Source organism: Duncaniella sp. C9 (assembly GCF_004803935.1).
GTDB classification, from domain to species: domain Bacteria; phylum Bacteroidota; class Bacteroidia; order Bacteroidales; family Muribaculaceae; genus Duncaniella; species Duncaniella muris.
This window is the reverse complement of record NZ_CP039547.1, coordinates 3,321,484-3,339,204: the sequence shown is the minus strand read 5'-3', so window position 1 is coordinate 3,339,204 and position 17,721 is coordinate 3,321,484. Positions and strand designations below refer to the sequence as shown.

Sequence of the window (17,721 nt, the reverse complement as noted above, 5' to 3'; positions counted from 1 at the left end):
ACGATGTCCACCAGCGAAATCCTCAACATACTTCTCGGCACCGGCCTTGTGGGGCTCATGGTGGCAGTGGCCACCATGAAAGCAACCGTGCGCAAGGCCAACGCCGATGCGGAGAAGGCAAAGGCTGATGCGGAGAAAGCAAAGGCAGACGCCGAAACTGTGCGCATCACCAACACCGAGAACGCGACCCGGATTCTGGTGGAGAACATCGTCAAACCATTAAAAGATGAACTAAATGCCACACGAACAGATCTGCAGGCCACCAAAAAGGAGATGGCCTCTACCAAGAGAGAAATGGCTCGATTACGCAAGGCTGTCGAGGCTGCTTCCGGTTGTCGTCATGCTGACTATTGCCCTGTGCTTTTCAAGCTGCGCGACAACCCAAAAGACGCAGACTCAGCAGGAGCAGATATCTTCGACTTCCGCGAAGAGCGACACGACTGCGGCAGTGACCAGAGTGATAACGACACAGATGGTTCCCGATAGTCAGGTGCACATGGCGATATCCGTGGACAGCCTCCTTAAGCTGCCGGAGGGAGCGGCCTACCGTGAAAACAAAGACCGGGCGCATGTAGAGGCCACCCATCATGACGGCATAATCTATATCACCGGCACATGCGACAGTCTGCAACGCCAGGTAGAATATTACGAGGCGCTCTATCATAATGCACGTGACGCACTGGAAAATTACCACGAGTCGGTCATCGAGGAACGTGCGTCCCGGAAATCCCCCTTTAGCATATATATGAGCGGGGTTACCTGTGGCTTTATCCTCACAATTGCACTAATCTATTTTCTCAATTTTAAAATCACACAAAAATGAGTAAGAAATTCATTTACGGCATAGCCGAAGTCCGATTCAAGAAGAAGGGCGGCACAACCGCTGAAAAGGTCGGCTACATCGAGAAAGGCTCCTGGGATTGGGGCGGCTCCAAGCCTGAATCAGTCGATGTGGAAGCCGAGCAAGTTCCTGACGCCCCTGTCCTTACCCTGCTCCAGTCAAATGGCAAGATCTCCCCGACCTTCAATCTCATTCAGCTTGACTATGAGAACCTACAGAGATCACTCGGCGGTTCGCTGATAGAATCCGGTACCGGCCAGGACAAGAAGATCACGGGATGGAATGCCCCGTCATCCCTTGTAGAACTTTCCGGCGAATGGGAAATTGAGTTCGTGTCCGGGCAGACCATGACCATTCCCAACGCCACCATCCTCGCCAACCCCGGTGGCAAGCTCACGCTTACCGAGGTGTCTAAGATAGAGTGTCAACTCAAGATCAACAAGCCGGAGGAAGATGGCGTGCCACCTTACCGCATACAGGACACCGACTCTATGGGCACCAATGTCGCATCCCAGTCTGCCGCCCCGACCAAGGGCGAATCACCCTCGGCCGGATAAAGCATGGATGAAAAGACAATCCGCCAAGTCCAACAGGAGGCAGCGGAGGCACTCCTCAATGTGGGTGTCTCCCTCCCCCTGAAGGAGTTCCGGCTGCCATTCAGGAAACGCCCTATAATACTGAGGGTAACTATGCGGCGCCCCTGTATGTCCGGGCAGATAGAAATCGCCCGGACATATCTGTCAATGAACGTCACGAGCGCGCAGATGGAAGCTTTCAGCAAGGATGAGCAGATGCGCTTCCTTGCCGACCACGGTGACAAGATCTGCCGAATGATAGCCCTGACTCTCGGACGCCCGTCCTTCGTAAAACCGCTCACATGGTTTGTCCGGCACTTCGTAAGATATGAATACCAGATAGCGGCCGTGCGCAAGTTCGTGTCGCTGATGGGTACCGACCCTTTTATACCTATTATCAGATCCGCCGAGCGTACAAATCCGCTGACGGTGCGTCTGAGCCAAAACGCGACGGGGAGTTAAAGACTCGCTTTGAGAATTCCCATAGCCCCTTCGGATTCTTATGGCAGGTGGCGAGTGCCACAGGCTGGACTATAGACTACATACTTAATAACGTAAACTACCAGACCCTCATAATGATGCTGAGCGATGCCCCCAGGTATATCGATACTGGCGGCAAATCCCAGGAAGCCGAAGACACTGAGCGCAGCGCGGAGGATGAGGCCAATGAAATAGTCGGATTTTATAAAAGCGAACTCACCAAATGAAACCGGTCGAAATAGAAATTCTGATGCGAGACGGACTTACGCCGGGGCTGTCCAATGCCCGGCGTGTCGTCAGGCAGTTCTCGGAAGATGCCAAGATTGAGCTACGTGAGGTCACGGCATCCCTTGAGGAGCAGAAGAAGCACATAAAACGACTGGAAAAAGAAGTTGCAAGCCTTGAGAAAGCATTCAAGAAGGCCGCTCCGGGCCAGGAATGGCAGACTGCCAAGTCCCGTCTTGAGGCGGCACGTAAGGAACTGGAGGATGAGAAAGGTGCCCTTGACGGACTGATTCAGAAACAGAATGAACTCAAGGGGGCGGCAGAAGGAGCCGACACCTCTCTGCGCCAACAGTTGCGCAATCTTACACAGGAGATTGCGACACTTATGGTGTCATACGCCCAGTTGAGCGACGAGGAACGGGCCTCGGCCGAGGGCAAGGCTCTGCAGCGACATATAGAGGAACTGACCGAGCAAGCCGGTATCCTACGCGACGCGATGGCCGACACCACGGCGGCCATCAACAACGCGGCATCGGATACGCGAGGGTTCGACCAGATGGCCGGAGCCCTTCAACTGGTTATTGACGGATTCGGACTGGCCACTGCCGGCGCAGAGATTTTCGGAGTCAGTCAGGAGGATCTTGTCGAGGCGCAGACAAAACTACAGGCCGCCCTTGTGGCGAGCAATGCATTGAGCTCAATGCAGAATACCCTGCAAAAGCAGTCAGCGCTTATGCAGGGAGTTAATATCATTCAGACAAAGGCCCTGGCAACCGCAGAAAATATTAAGACTGCGACGCAGGGCAGAGGAGTCATCGTAACCAAAGCGGCCACAATAGCACAGGCAGCCTTCAATGCCGTGGCCAAAGCAAACCCATACGTTATATTGGCTATGGCATGCCTAACAGTGGTTGGTGCGTTGTATGCGTTTGCAAAAGGTTCAAAGGCAGCTCAGAAGGCGGAGGAGGAGCGTCAGGCGCAGGCTGAGAAACGGAAGCAACAGGAAGAGGATTTTGCCCGTGCTGTCGTCGAGTCGGCCGGTTCCCAGATAGCGTCGTTCCTCAAGCTGAAGAGAGCTTGGGAAAATCTCGGTGACAGTCTTGACAAAAAGAAAAAATTCATCACCGACACCAAAGATGAATGGCGCAAGCTCGGAAAGGAAATAGATAATGTCAATGACATGGAGAGAATATTCCGGGATCATACAAAGGACATGCTCAACGCCATCATCATACGCGCTGAATTAAAGGCATACGAAACAAGAATACAGCAGGTTGCTGATGATATGGTGTCGGAGATAGAGAAAAACAAGACATACAACTGGAAACCTGTAAAAGCCGGGGCCGTGTCAGGAACCGGCCAGGGATTCGGCATCGGCGGACACGCTGTGCTTCAGGAACTCACCCCGGAGGAAAGAGCCGCGGCAGGCTCTCATATCACCACATGGCACTCACAGTATGGAGGACAGTCTGGCGAGAATTTGGATGCCGAAGGAGCACGCATAATTAACGAAATGCGAAAAAAACAGGGCAACCTTGATGCTCTTGGCCGTCAACAGGCAGCACGTGATAACGCCACCAACATAATAGGAGGCTATGTGGATGAAATGAACCGTCTTTCCGGCCAACTTGATTCTGTTATGTCAAACATGCCGGGAACAGATATAGAACCAGAAAAGTCGGATAAACCTGACACATCCGACAATCCGGAGCAAGATCCGCGCATCGAGCAAGAGCGCAGAGTGGCTGAGGAACTGCGCAAACTCCGTTGGAAGAACGAACAGGAGGCCATAGACCAGATGGAGGAAAGTGCGGATAAACGCCGTCGTCAGATAAAACTTGATTACGAAAAGCAGATTGCGGAGATTCAGGCACAGGAAGCCAGATGGAGAGAAGCTCAGAACGGGAGCCTTACCCCCGAACAGGACAAGGCTCTCCGTCAATCCTACGCACTTGCGCAATCCGGCATGGAGAGTGCGGTCCGACAGGTAGAAAATGACGAGGTAGCCAAGAACCGGGAAAAACTGAACGAACTCCTGCAGCAGTACAAGGATTTCGATCAGCGGCGCCGGGATATAGATACGGCTTACGGTGCCGACATGGAAGTGCTCAACGCGGAACTCAATCGACTGCGCGGTGAGGGTGCGGACACTACGGAGATAGAATCCGCCATATCCGCACGGACACAGGCATATCGGAACTCGATACTGGCGCTTGAGGGGGAGATCCTTCAGTCATCCGATTTTTACGACAAACTTTTCGGCACTGTGTCCGACAGGGGTTACAAGGTGCTGAAAGATTTCTATACACAGGCACAGGATACCCTTAAAAACGCAAAGGTTGACGGTGACGGGGTGGAAATCTCCATACCCGTCAAGGATGCCGACGGAAAATTTGTCAAGAAGGCGGTCAAGATAACCGTAGATGAATACCGGCGCATGCTCAAGCAGGTGCAGGAGATAAAGAAACAGCTTGAAAAGGACAATCCTTTTGCAGCCTTCCGCACCTCATGGTCTGAACTAAACAAGGCTATCAAGGAGGGCGGCGATGTGACCGGCGCCCTGAAGAATCTGCAATCAAAAGGCAAGGAGGTCACAAGCACCATACGCGGTTGGGGCGATGCCCTCGGTTCTGTGTTTGGCGACAACTTCAAGAACTCGATGAACGAGATAATGACCTTCTGCGACGGTGCGATGGACATGGGTACCGGCATAGCGCAGATATGGGCCGGCGATATTGTCGGTGGTATTACCAACACTTTGAACGGCCTGTCATCCATTTTCTCCCTTTTCAGTTCATGGAAAGAGAAAATGGAGGAGATGAAACGTGAATGGTACATTGCCGAAATCGAGACCAACCGCGCCATCAGGGAGCGGACAGCAGAATATGCCGCCAACCAAAGCCAGATAAGTGACATAATAAAAGATGTCGAGCTTCTCAACTGGCTCATAGAACGAGGCTATGCAAAGCCGGCGAGTGTCAGCGTGTGGGAGGCGCAGTCATCGGCACTTGATGAGTACACGAAGAACCTACGCAGCGAGACTGCTGTCTGGGATGACTTGTGGAACAGGCTCCAGGGGAGCCAGGGGCATTACGAGTGGGGTAATTCCCTGAACGGAGGCTCTGCAACATGGGACTTGCGGGGCTACTCGGCACAGCAGATAGAGCTTTGGTATAATCAGAACAAACTGAGCAGCGAAGCCCGGGCCTATTATGAGGCATGGGTGGCAAGCGGCAAGACCATCGAGGAACTCAAGCAGAATATCGAGGAATGCTACAACTCCATGCGCGAAATGGTTATGGGAGTGTCATTCGACAGTTTCCTCTCAAATGCCAGAGATGCACTAAAGGCTATGCGAGGGGATATGTCCGAGCTCGGAAAATTCACCGAGGACACGCTCGCCAATGCCATCCTGAACGGATTCATGTACAAGGATCTTGCAAAAGTGCTTGAGCCGCTTTACAACGAATTGTCGGAACACCTCATTGCCGGCACGGCAGACAAGGCTTACCTTGAGAACTGGAAGCAACGCTTTGAACAGGCCATGTCCGCAGCCAACGACAGGCTCGACGGTATCGCCGATGCGGCCGGAATAGACCTTGACACAGCCGGGAGTTCCCAGTCCGGGAAATCAGGGGTATATACCGCCATGTCCCAGGATCAGGGAACCAAGCTTGAGGGTATCGGCACGAGCATACAGATGCACTCAGCATCCATCGATGAGAATGTGGAGAATGTTTCCGACAAGATGAACGTGGCCACGGAACATCTCCGCAAGATCGAAGAGAATACCTCGGCCACCGCCAAAGAAACGAAGGAGATAAACGAGAAGTTAGAGCAGATTATAAGAGACGGAATAAAGATATAGCCATGTACCAACTTGACGGACTTGTAATAATCAACGGCGCCGATATATGGAAAGAGTTCGGAGCGTTTCTGACCGAGGAAAAGAGAGGCGGCAGAGAGAACCTCAATGCCATTCTGAAAGCATCCAAGGTCAAGGCTCATGTGGGTGTAGACATACGTGAACATAACGGCACAAAATATTCCCCGAAACTCGACGTGCGGAACCAGGAGCGCGACATCACGCTTCACTTTGCAATATTCGCCCCCACAATAGAAGAGTGGATTGACCGCTACAGCAAGTTCCTGACATTTATAAAACAGGGCAAAGACGGATGGCTGACTATGCGCTTTCCGTCACTCGGACTAACCATGCGCCTGTTTTATGTCGACAACACCGATTTCAAGTCCCTTACCTACCTGTGGAAAGAGGGAGTCCAGGCCGGCCGGTTCAAAGTCAAATTCAAGGAGCCGGAGCCGTCATTCTAACCATATTATAACGCCATTCAAACATGCTTATAACGATATACGATAGATACGGTATCCCCAAGGCGGAACTATCCCCGAATGACAGTTCCGTACAGTCGAAGGAAGTTCAGGGCGACAATGTCCTGACGCTCTCCTTCACTCTGTACGAGCACATAGCCCTTGATGTGTACGACTACGCCGATTTCGAGGGGGAGCACTATTGGCTCACCGAGAGATACCGCCCGAAGCAGAAATCCACACGCGAATGGACATACGACCTCAAACTCTATGGAATTGAGAGCCTGATAAAGAACTGGCTCGTGCTTAAGACAGTCGACAACGAGCAGGACCCGGTGTTCACGCTGACCGCACCCCCACGGGAGCATGTGGCCATGATAGTGAAATGTATGAACGACGCATGCGGCAATATCACCGACTGGAAGGTAGGACAGGTGAACGGCACCGAGAACATCACCATTGACTATTTCGGTAAATACTGCGACGAGGCGCTCAAGGAGATAGCCGAGAAAGTCGGTGCCGAATGGTGGGCCGAGGGGCAGACCGTCAACATCTGTCGTTGCGAGCATGGAGAACCCATAACACTCGGATACGACAAGGGCTTGCTGTCGATAGATCCCGGCACAGCGAACAATGTCAAATTCTACACAAGACTGTTCCCGAAAGGAAGCTCAAGGAATATTGACCCATCGAAATATGGCTTTTCGCGTCTGCAGCTTCCGGGTGGACAAAAGTATGTAGAGGCTTATTCCGACGAATACGGCATCGTGGACCATTACGAGGAATCCGCCTTTGCCGACATCTACCCCAGGCGCATAGGCACTGTCAGCAGAGCCAGGAGCGAGACCCGGAAAGGGCAGGACGGCAATACATACGATGTCTATTACTTCACCGACAACAGTCTGCCATTCGACCCCACCGACTACATGATAGGCGGCAAGGTCATCCGTGTGTCCTTTCAGGAGGGGAGCGAACTTGCCGGCCAGGGTGATGAAGATAACGGTACATTCTATTTCGAGGTAAATTTCGACAGCAAGACCCGCGAGTTCGAGATTATCACAATATGGCCGTATGACAACGACATGCAGCTACCCGGCGACAAGCTCATACCCAAGCCAGGCGACAGATACATATTGTGGAACCTCCATATGCCGGACGAATACTACTCCCTTGCCGAAGAGGAACTGCTGACTGCTGTCAATGCCTTCAACAAGGAGCATACCCTCGACATCGCGGTTTTCAAGGCCCCGACCGACCATGTATGGATAGAGGAGAACGCTGTCAGGCTCAGCATCGGACAGAGGGTGCGCCTTGAGAGTGACAAGTACTTCCCCGGCACCGGCTATCGCGACAGCCGCATCACCAGGATAACGCGCAAGGTCAACCTTCCGTCGCGCATGGACATCGAGATCAGCGACGCGCTCAGCCGGAGCACCATGCAGAAGGTGTCTGACAGTATCGGGGAGACCCGGACATATATCCGCGACATAGCCGGCTCCATCTCGATGCCGGACATCATACGCACTTGGGACAGGACTGTTCCCACCGACAACAACCTTTTTTCCGCCCGGCGCAGCCAACGGGAATTCATAAGCAAGAACAGCCCCGACCGGGCCAAAAAGAAGATTATCTTCGAGGAAGGACTGGATGCAGGCGACTTTATTCCCGGCACCCAGGGCGGAACCATAGACGGTGCCGGCAATGCCGAACTTCTTACTCTCCTTGTGCGTGCCCTGTTAAGCTCCCCGAAATTCGTTGACGGATTCGCTGGAGAGGGGTGGCGTATATGGCTTGAGAACGGGCTGTCGCACCTGACGGTCGACAGGCTGACCGTGCGTCAGATCATGACCGTGTTCGAACTGCTCGTCGAGAAGATCCGGAGCGTGGGCGGCCAGATATGCGTGTCGGCGGCCAACGGCAAGATCAAGGAGGTGCAGAGTGTCAATGGTCACTATATAATCACCTTCGAGCAGGATAACACTTTCGTTGCCCATGACCTCATGCGCTGCCAGACTTTCACCGGCGGTAACCTTAAGAGCTACTGGGTAGAAATCGCAAACGTAAGCGGTAACACTGTTGTTATTCCGGCAACAGAATTTGCCGGGGCGGTACCGATGCCTGGCGACGAGTGTGTGCTGATGGGCAATACCTCCGATCCCAAGCGTCAGAACCTCATACTCATATCGGCCACCGAGGAAGGGCAGCCACGTATCGATGTCCTCGATGGTGTGCGCGACAAGAATTTCTCCAGCTGTCTACGCGCCCGGTTCGGCAACCTTGACGGCATTACCGACGACTGGTTCCCTGCAGATAATCAGCCCCACGGCAACGGCGTGTACAGCGATAACGCCTATCTGCGAGGCACATTCCTGTTGGTTACAGGTGAGGATATAAAGACGAAGTTTGAAATAGTCGAGGGTCGAATCACAAGCTCCATCGAAGCAGTGCGCCAGGACTTCGTGGCTGACAAAGGCTATCTGAGCAACCCGACATTCTCTTTGGGGATGGAAAAGTGGGACACATCCAACGAGGCCGTGTTCTTCCTTGTCGGCAACAAATGGCTTTGGGTCAACAACAACGTCCTGATAAAGAAAGGGAACTGCGCGAGTGTCACCCGTGATTCAGACCGCACGGTCGTAAGAATCGTTGACAAATACATACTCCAGAAGAATGTCGACCTACGCAGCAAACCCACGTTCCGCACCAACTCCGACGGCAAGAAAGAGCCGTTGCCGGTGTATCTGAGCTTCTTCTACAAAGTAAAAAAGAGTGGGGTGCTGAAAGTCGGATTCGAGAATGTTGACAAGACCGGATTCGAGAATTTCAATTCATTCGAATATGCCACGGATCTGAATCCCACTGACGGCTATCAGCAGTTCTCTTGTGACGGACTTTGGAATGGGACCGGAGACTTCAAACTTAGTTTCTCTGGTGAGATATATTTGTATATGCTCGTGCTGTCCACCGACAAGGTAGAGGCACTTACATATAAATACCGCACACTGTTTGAGCAGAGCGAGAAACTGATAAGAATTTCGGCGCAGAACTTTGGCCCCGATGGCAAGGTGCTTGCCGAATCTGGCATTTTGACAACCTCACAAATGTCGGGTTTGTATGCCATCGACAGCGAAGGCAATCTCCAATCGTTTGTTGGTGCTGGGCAGGACGGTGTAAAAATCAAGGCTGAATACATCAAACTTGAGGGTATTATTACGGCAAATGGAAATATTCAGATTAAAGAAGACGGAAGTATCGTGGCTCACAATGGTAAGTTCACCGGAGTTCTTAATCTGTCTGCCGGGTACAACGGATTCACCAATGGCAATAATATAATCCACATGAAGCCATTAGAGGCGGGCGTTGTAAAAAATATGACATTCCCTTGGGATGATGTATATGAAGATATAGGGAAGGTAATTCGTTTTTACAATTCGTCGCCTAAAGGTGGTGGAATATACACTTTCGGTCTATACTCGTGGCGAGGTGCAAAAGATGGTTCCTACGGCCACCAATATCATACTTATGATGTGGTAGTGCTTCCTCAAGAAACTGTAGAGATAACGAATTTCTTGAAAAGCGACAATGAAAACAGCTACGAGTGTGAATGGATTATGACCAATAGATTCGGCCCGGAAAATTTTAGAGAAACAAACGGATACTTAGGCCGTTTCCCGAGAATGCTTGCGCTTGGGAGGCTTTCTTATAATGAATCTTCAAAAACTGCGATTATAAATGGAAAGTTATGGGATGACCGAAATATGGGTAGTTACATGACAGTTGAACGGTCGCAAGCCGGGCGATATGTTGTGTCATTTGAAAGCGGACTTTTTCCAAATGGATATAAGGTCATTGTTTGTGGGTATGGTTCATGGACGATTGACGCTCGTGTGTTTGAGGTGGCCAACGATCATTTCTCAATTGGTATGTCTGATGACGAAACGGGCAATGACTCAAATTGCGAAATAATGGTGCTTGCACCTATTTGGAGTTATAATGCGTAAAATCAGAAATATGACAAAACTTAATTTTCAAAGATTCAAGATTCCGGCAGGGATCAGTAAGTCTGTTTATAAAACAGGAGACGCGAGAGAGTGTGTGGCAGATATGATTTACATTAATGTGAATGGGATACGTGCGCATGCCCTCGCAATGAAAATCTACCGTAGTGAGGGTGTTACCGACTATACCGACGAAGAGGTACGCACCATCACGGAGGTCGCGGCCAATTACGGAACCCCGGCATTCATCGACGGGCTTAACGAGCAGATAAACAACCAGACTAAAACAGACTAATCATGGCATTATCACAGGCAGACAAGAACGAGATGCTCAACGCCATCAAGGCCGAGAGCCAGAGCATGGATGAACTCCCCGTCGTGGCGAGCCTTGACGGCATCACAACCCTCCCGGCCATCCGCGGCACCGAGGTCGTAAGCGCACCGGTGTCGCTGCTGCGCAAGCCGGCCGATGACGCGGCGAAATCCGCAACAACGGCAGCCTTAAACGCAACCAATGCGACCTTACAGGCCAACGCTGCAAGGGACGCAGCGTCACAGGCTGCGACAGTCGCTGCAAACGCGGCAACACAGGCCCGAGATGCAGCAACGGCAGCGAATGATGCCACCACACAGCTTCAGAAGGCCATAGAATCGGCGCGCCGCCATCCCATGGTACTTGTGAACGACATCTTAGGCGACCCCGAGCGGGTATTCGCAGACTGGAGCGCGGCCAAGGACGCATTGGCCGCGCACTCGCAGTCCGATGGTGACGAGTATATGTCCATCGGCTGTGTGATGATATTCAGAGGATCCAAAGGCTGGGAGTCGTGGCAGTTCATCGGTAATTCGGATAATGACATTTCCGATGCGACCAAGTGGATACCATTCGCCACCGCCGGAACCGGGAGTGGTAGCGGATACTATAACGTCACCGCCCTGCATCCGCTGACCACAGGTTATTACACCAAGACGACCGCCGTGGCTAAACTCGCCGAAGCCGACATCGATGACGAGCAGAAGCGCGGCATGATCATCACCTTTGAGAGCGCCGCCGGCAAATGGGAGGACTACCGTTTCATCGGCACGAGCCTCTCCACCTTCACCAACCCAGGCGCATGGGAGGAATACGGGTCAAAGAACACCGTCAGGAGTGTCACCGTCAACGGCGAAAAGAAAACGCCGGATGCGGAAGGGAATGTCGGCATCACAATAAATGAGACCGAGGTGGACGACAGCCTCAACCCCGATAGCACCAATCCGGTGCAGAACGGAGTAGTGACCGCCAAACTGTCGGAACTGGAATCCGGCACGCTGTTCAACAACGAGGTCATCGAGAACGAGGACGGCACCGTCACCGTGCAGCTCAAGAGCAAGAGCGCCGTCATCACCGACTTCACCATACCCGCCGGTGGCGGGGGTGGGGGAGATGCAGCCGGCACCAAGATAGTGCTGAACGCATCGCTGAGTGCGTCTACCATAAAGGATGGCGGCTCGGCTATCCTTACATGGAGCTACGACCACCAGTTCACAGGCGAGGAAGCCGGGCAGAGCACAGGGCAGAAAGCCACCGTTGAAATCACCGTCAAGCGCGGCATCGTCACCACCTACAGTGAAACAAAGCAGAATGTCAGCAAGGGGACTTACACCCTCGACCTCACAAAATACCTCCTTCTCGGAACAAGCGACATCTATGTCACAGCCACGGCCACCGACCCGACCACCGGCAAACAGCAGCGCAAGCCGGCCTATGTCAGCATCAAGGTGGTCAGCCTGAACCTTTCAAGTTCATACAACGTGGCTTCCGGACTCGCCCAGGGCGGTTACGACCTCCATGACAAGGTCGAGATACCATACGCCGTGTCCGGTGCCGGCACGAAATCCGTAATACTGTATGTCGACGGTGTGCAGCGCAACCTCCACTCGGTTACAAGGAGCGGCACCACCAACGGCAACTTTAACCTCGACATGGCCGGGCTGTCGGTAGGGCGCCATACCGTTCAGATGGTCGCCGAGATGGAGCAGGACAGTCTTACGCTCTGCAGCGAGAGCATCTACTTCGACATCCTCAAACGCGGCAGCAACGCACCCTTCATAGGCACCAAGATTATCCACCCTGACGGGCGCATATTCACCGGGGCGGCTCACTCCATCCCGGTCATCGAGGCGGGGCAGTACGAGAAATGCACATTCGACTTCGCCGCCTATGATCCGTCGGTAGTTCCGGCTACAGTGGAACTTTGGCACAACGGCACACTGGCGCGTACCGTAAGCGTGCCCAGAACCGCGCAGACCTATACCAACCGATTTACCGAGAAAGGACGGCAGATCCTGCAGCTGAAACTCGGCTCGGCAAGTTACACCATACATATCGACGTGGCCGAGAGCGGCATCGACATCGGCGAAGCGCAGTACGGCCTGCAGTTCAAACTCGACGCAGCCGGACGTAGCAACGACGAAAGCCCCGATGACCGCGCCAAATGGGAATCGAACGGCATTACAACATCGTTTGAAAACGTGGACTGGGGCAGCAGCGGATGGATAGACGGGGCCTTGAAGCTCACCAACGGAGCGAGGGCCACCATCGGCTACAGACCTTTCGCCACCGATGTCAAGTCCGGCGGCCTGACGGTCGAGATAACAATGCGCGTGAGCAACATCATGGACCGCACGGCCTCTGTGGTGTCATGTATCGACAAAGGGAAGGGCCTGCTCGTCACCACCTCCGAGGCGAGCTTCAGAACCGGGCAGACCGTCACCTACACCAACGAGGACGACGAGCAGGTCACACGCGAGATCAAGCTCGCCACCAATATAGTCGAGGGAGAGTGGACCAAGGTCGCCCTGACGATAGGCACGGCCGCACAGGACCGGCTGATGGAACTATACATGAACGGCAACCGCAACGGCGCCGACATCTATGACTCATCATTCAGCTTCCGTCAGGACACGCCGCAGGAGATCACCATTGACAGTTCCGAAGCTGACATCGAGATAAAGAGCATACGAGTATATAACCGTGCCCTCAGCGACGACGAGGAACTCGAGAACCGCATCGTCGACTGCGAGACCACCGAGGAGATGATGGGTGAATTCACCATCAACGACATCCTGGGCGACAACGGCGATGTCGACCTCGACAAGCTGCGAGCCCAAGGGAAGGGAGTCCTGCGCATCGTCAGGAAGAACATGCTCGATGATGTCTACGAGACCAACAACAAGAAGACCGACTTCCTTGCCGATGTCTACTTTTATTCGCCGCTCGGCCCCGATTACGACTTCATCCTCACCAACTGCTATATCCGCATACAGGGTACATCGTCGACCAAATATCCGAGCAAGAATATCCGCATCTACTTCACCAAGGGCAGCGAGAATCTCTCCATGACCGGCAAGAACGTACTTGCCGGCAACAAGTACAGGATGCGCCCCGGAGCCGTGCCCGTGCCCATCGTCTGCTGCAAGAGCGACTACTCCGACTCGTCGATGTCGCTCAACACCGGCGGTGCCAAGCTGTTCAACGACGTCATGAAGGAACTGGGTCTGCTGACCCCTCCGCAGCGCCACCAGTACGAGCAGGGGGGCAACAGCCTCGCGGCCATAAACGTGCGCACCGCCATCGACGGCATGCCCATCGACATCTTCTGTGCCGAAACCGCCGACGGCGAGAACGTCTACTACGGCCAGTACAACTTCAACAACGAGAAATCCAAGAGCGGCCCGGTGTTCGGCATGGAAGGGGTCGAAGGCTATACCCCGGAATGCCCCATCGCCCTCGAGATGCTCAACAACACCTCCCCGATATGTCTGTTCGCCACCGCAAGCGATGAAGACCTTGCAGCCAAATTTGACGCCGGAGCTGAGGTAAACTATGGAGTCAACACATCGGGCAAAGTCAAGAGCGACGGCGACTGCGCATGGACCCCTAACCCTGCAAAAGACGTGAGCGAACTGGGTCCGGAAGCTAAATCCGCACTCAAACGCCTTTACGGATGGATACGCTCATGTGTGCCGGCCGGGGCAAACTCCAACGACCTCTCCACATTCAGGAGCGACAAGTTCAAAAACGAGATAGGGCAGTATTTCGACAAGGACTTCCTTCTGACCTACTACATTTTCACCGACTACTTCCTGAGCGTGGACCAGAGAGCCAAGAACATGATGCTCCGCACATGGGACGGCCTCAAATGGTATATCACATATTACGATGGCGACACCCAGTTGGGCAAACGTAACGACTGCTTCCTGGTCTATCTCTATACCACCGACCGCGACACATGGGACGCCGAGGCCGGCAAATACGCCTTCGAGGGACACGACTCATGGCTGTGGAACCTCGTTCTCGCCAACCTTCAGGATGATCTGAAACGCTGTGCCGGGGCCTTCCGCGCCGTCATGACCAACGAGCGTGTGCTGTCTATGCTCAACGACGAACAGAGCGGCAACTGGAGTGACCGTGCGTTCAACAAGTCCGGCTATCTGAAATACATCGCCCCTGCCACGAGGGAGATGTACGGCAAGGTATGGCCGTTCATCTACGCCCTGCAGGGCAGCAACAGGAGCCACCGCACCTACTTCATCAGAAACCGCTTCGCCCTTCTCGACGCCAAATACGGCACGAGCAACTTCACCTCCGACAACATCGACCTTTACATGGCCCGTGCCGCAGACGACACGAATGATACCCTGCGGATCACTGCCAACGAGCCATACGCCTTCGGCTACGGAACCAACAACAGCCCCAACATCGCCAATACAGGCATTGTCGACGCAGGCGACACGGCCACCCTCGACATCACCGGGGCCTATACGGTCAACGACCCTTTGCGCGTCTACGGCGCAAGCCGCATCAAGGCGCTCGACATGACAAGGGCGGCCGGCCATCTCAAGAACGCCCTCGACCTCGGCAAATGCTCCGTTCTGCGCGAACTCAACCTCGACGCGCCACAGGGCGGCGGTTCCACAGGGTGGTGGCTGTCAATAGGCAATTGCCGCCAACTGCGTAGACTATCCCTGCGTAATCAGACACAGGCCAAGACCGGCGGCAGCACCAGCACCGCCCTCAACCTCACCAACCAGACCAGACTTGAGGAACTCGATGCCAGGGGAACGAAAGTGCAGAGCATAAACTTCGCCAAAGGCGCGCCGGTGACCATCGCAAGGCTTCCGGGCACGCTGACAACACTGCGCCTTGAATACCTCGGCAAGCTCACCTCCGGCGGCCTGACACTGGAGACCTATGGCAACGTCCGCACCTTCATCTTCGACAACTGCCCCGGACTCAACTGGGAGGCGTTGCTGAATCGCTGCGCCAACGCCGACCGCATCCGTGTCACCGGCATAGACCGCGAGGACGACGGCACGTGGCTCAACAAGTTCATGGCGATGGGCGGGGTCGATGCCGAAGGCAACTTCACCGACACCTGCGCCCTTGTCGGCACGGTGCGCCTCACCAAATATATCGAGCAGGGGCGTTACGAGCAGATGTGCGCCCACTTCCCCGAACTGAACATCGTACAGCCCGAATACACCATGATCGAGTTCGACGACTCCGTAAGCGACGACGCAAACATCAGCAACCTCGACAACGACACGGGCTACAAATACGGCAACGAATACAAGCCCAGCGGTCATATCTCCGCGATACTCGCCAAACGTCACAAAACACTTGCCAAAGTGACGAAAAAGGCCACCACACGCCCTGTCACCATCGCCAACGTAGAGACCACGATGAACAACCTCGACGGCGAGATGACCTGGTTCCCCCTGCATGACGGCAACTCCAACTACTACGCCGACGCAGAGGATACAGTCAACTGCACCCCGGCGAAACTCGACTCCACGGAAGGAGACCTGATGATGTATGAGCCCGGCATGTGGTCCAAAGGCATCAACGATTATCTCAAGGCCAAGCACTACTCATGCTACAGTAGCAACGCAAAGGACAAAGCCCCGGCCCGGCCCGAAGCCGATGTTGTCACTCTCGATGACATAAAAGCTGGAGGCGGATACATACAGGGCCGCAAGATCATGACCGGCAAGGCTACACTTGCCACCTCCTACAGCAACGACAATTCCTATGCCGTCTGCTCCGTCGACGTATCGAAACACCGCAGGGTGCGCTTCCCGACCGTTCCCGGCACCAACCTCATGGGTTCCATCTTCTGCGACGCGCAAGGCAACAAGGTCAGCGAGGTCATAGTCCCGACCCTCGCCAACAAGTTCGAGCCGGGCATGTACCTCATTGTCGATGTGCCCGAAGGAGCAGTGTCGCTCCACTTCACCATACTCATTACAGCGGAGTTTGACAAGGTCATCCTTTCCAACTCGACAAAGATAGAGGACATGGAACCCGACTGGTACTACGATGACGAACATCTGTGCGCCGTTGTCGGCACCTCCGAGGTCAACGGCAAGTTCAGAGCGGCCGTTGCCGGCAAATACACACTGGCAAGCATGTCCTGGACCGACTTCCACTATTACAGCGCCCAGCGCGGCATGCAGCAGATAGACGCGATGATGCACTTCCGCATCGCCAACCTCTTCTACGCCAAATACGGTCGCAGGGATGCCCAGGAGCAGTGCGGAGCCGGCTCCCACACCAACAACCGCACAGTCGGTGGCACCATGAAATACGGCATGACCGATACCGTGGGCTACGAGGCTGCCAAAGCCATAAATCCGAACGTAACGAACTCCATGATAGAGAACCTCGTACACCAGTACGCTTGGTACATCAAAGAGGAGTACGGGGCGCAGACCGTGGAGCAGATGAATAACATCTGCTGCCTGGGCTACGAGGATATCTACGGCCATAAGTACGACATGATGGACGGTGTCGACCTTCCGAACACAAGCGGTAACGCCGGCAAGTGGCGGATATGGCTTCCCGACGGCAGCACCTTCATGATAAAGGGTCATACAACGAACGGAGCATGGACGACTGCCGTTGCTCACGGCCTTTATATGGCAGTAGTCCCCGTAGGAAGCGCCAATGGCTCATCAAGCACCCACTACTGCGACATCTACTGGATAAGCACCGCAACAGGCCGTGTGGTCTATCGCGGCAGCTACGTCGCGTATGCGAGTGGCGGCGTGTCGTACGCGTATGCGTATAACGATGCTTCGCATGCGTACACGTATGTCGGGTCGCGCCTGGCCTTCCGCGGCAAGCTCGTCAGGGCGCAGAGCGTGGCCGCTTACAAGGCGCTGATCGAGGTTGCGTGAGCGACAAAGCCAAAGCGGTCGCGCAGCGACCCAAAGCGTAAAGCGAAAC

10 protein-coding genes are annotated in these 17,721 nt (G+C 54.1%); all 10 read left to right on the top strand.

Going from position 1 to position 17,721, the window contains the following annotated elements; translation table 11 throughout:
- The first annotated feature begins 3 nt into the window (after positions 1-3).
- Positions 4-486, top strand: coding sequence for a hypothetical protein (locus E7745_RS14220; protein WP_136409101.1), 483 nt, complete (start codon positions 4-6; stop codon positions 484-486).
- Positions 473-823, top strand: coding sequence for a hypothetical protein (locus E7745_RS14215; protein ID WP_136409100.1), 351 nt, complete (start codon positions 473-475; stop codon positions 821-823). The genes E7745_RS14220 and E7745_RS14215 overlap by 14 nt, the downstream gene beginning before the upstream one ends.
- Positions 820-1,398, top strand: coding sequence for a hypothetical protein (locus tag E7745_RS14210; protein WP_136409099.1), 579 nt, complete (start codon positions 820-822; stop codon positions 1,396-1,398). The genes E7745_RS14215 and E7745_RS14210 overlap by 4 nt, the downstream gene beginning before the upstream one ends.
- A 3-nt stretch (positions 1,399-1,401) precedes the next feature.
- Positions 1,402-1,878, top strand: a complete 477-nt coding sequence (locus E7745_RS14205; RefSeq protein ID WP_136409098.1) for a hypothetical protein — start codon at positions 1,402-1,404, stop codon at positions 1,876-1,878.
- A gap of 47 nt (positions 1,879-1,925) precedes the next feature.
- Positions 1,926-2,123 (top strand): hypothetical protein, encoded by a 198-nt coding sequence (locus tag E7745_RS14200; protein ID WP_136409097.1) that lies wholly within the window; start codon positions 1,926-1,928, stop codon positions 2,121-2,123.
- A complete protein-coding gene (locus E7745_RS14195; RefSeq protein WP_136409096.1) occupies positions 2,120-5,989 on the top strand; it encodes a hypothetical protein in 3,870 nt (1,289 codons plus the stop codon). Before E7745_RS14200 ends, E7745_RS14195 begins: the two co-directional genes overlap by 4 nt.
- A 2-nt stretch (positions 5,990-5,991) precedes the next feature.
- On the top strand, positions 5,992-6,453 hold the full coding sequence (locus E7745_RS14190) for a hypothetical protein (RefSeq protein WP_136409095.1): 462 nt from the start codon (positions 5,992-5,994) through the stop codon (positions 6,451-6,453).
- A 23-nt stretch (positions 6,454-6,476) separates the two neighbouring features.
- Positions 6,477-10,451, top strand: coding sequence for a hypothetical protein (locus tag E7745_RS14185; RefSeq protein ID WP_136409094.1), 3,975 nt, complete (start codon positions 6,477-6,479; stop codon positions 10,449-10,451).
- Positions 10,452-10,554: 103 nt separating this feature from the next.
- Complete coding sequence (locus tag E7745_RS14180) at positions 10,555-10,743, top strand: hypothetical protein (protein ID WP_240740333.1); 189 nt, start codon at positions 10,555-10,557, stop codon at positions 10,741-10,743.
- A 2-nt stretch (positions 10,744-10,745) separates the two neighbouring features.
- Positions 10,746-17,672 (top strand): hypothetical protein, encoded by a 6,927-nt coding sequence (locus tag E7745_RS14175; RefSeq protein ID WP_136409092.1) that lies wholly within the window; start codon positions 10,746-10,748, stop codon positions 17,670-17,672.
- Positions 17,673-17,721: the final 49 nt, after the last annotated feature.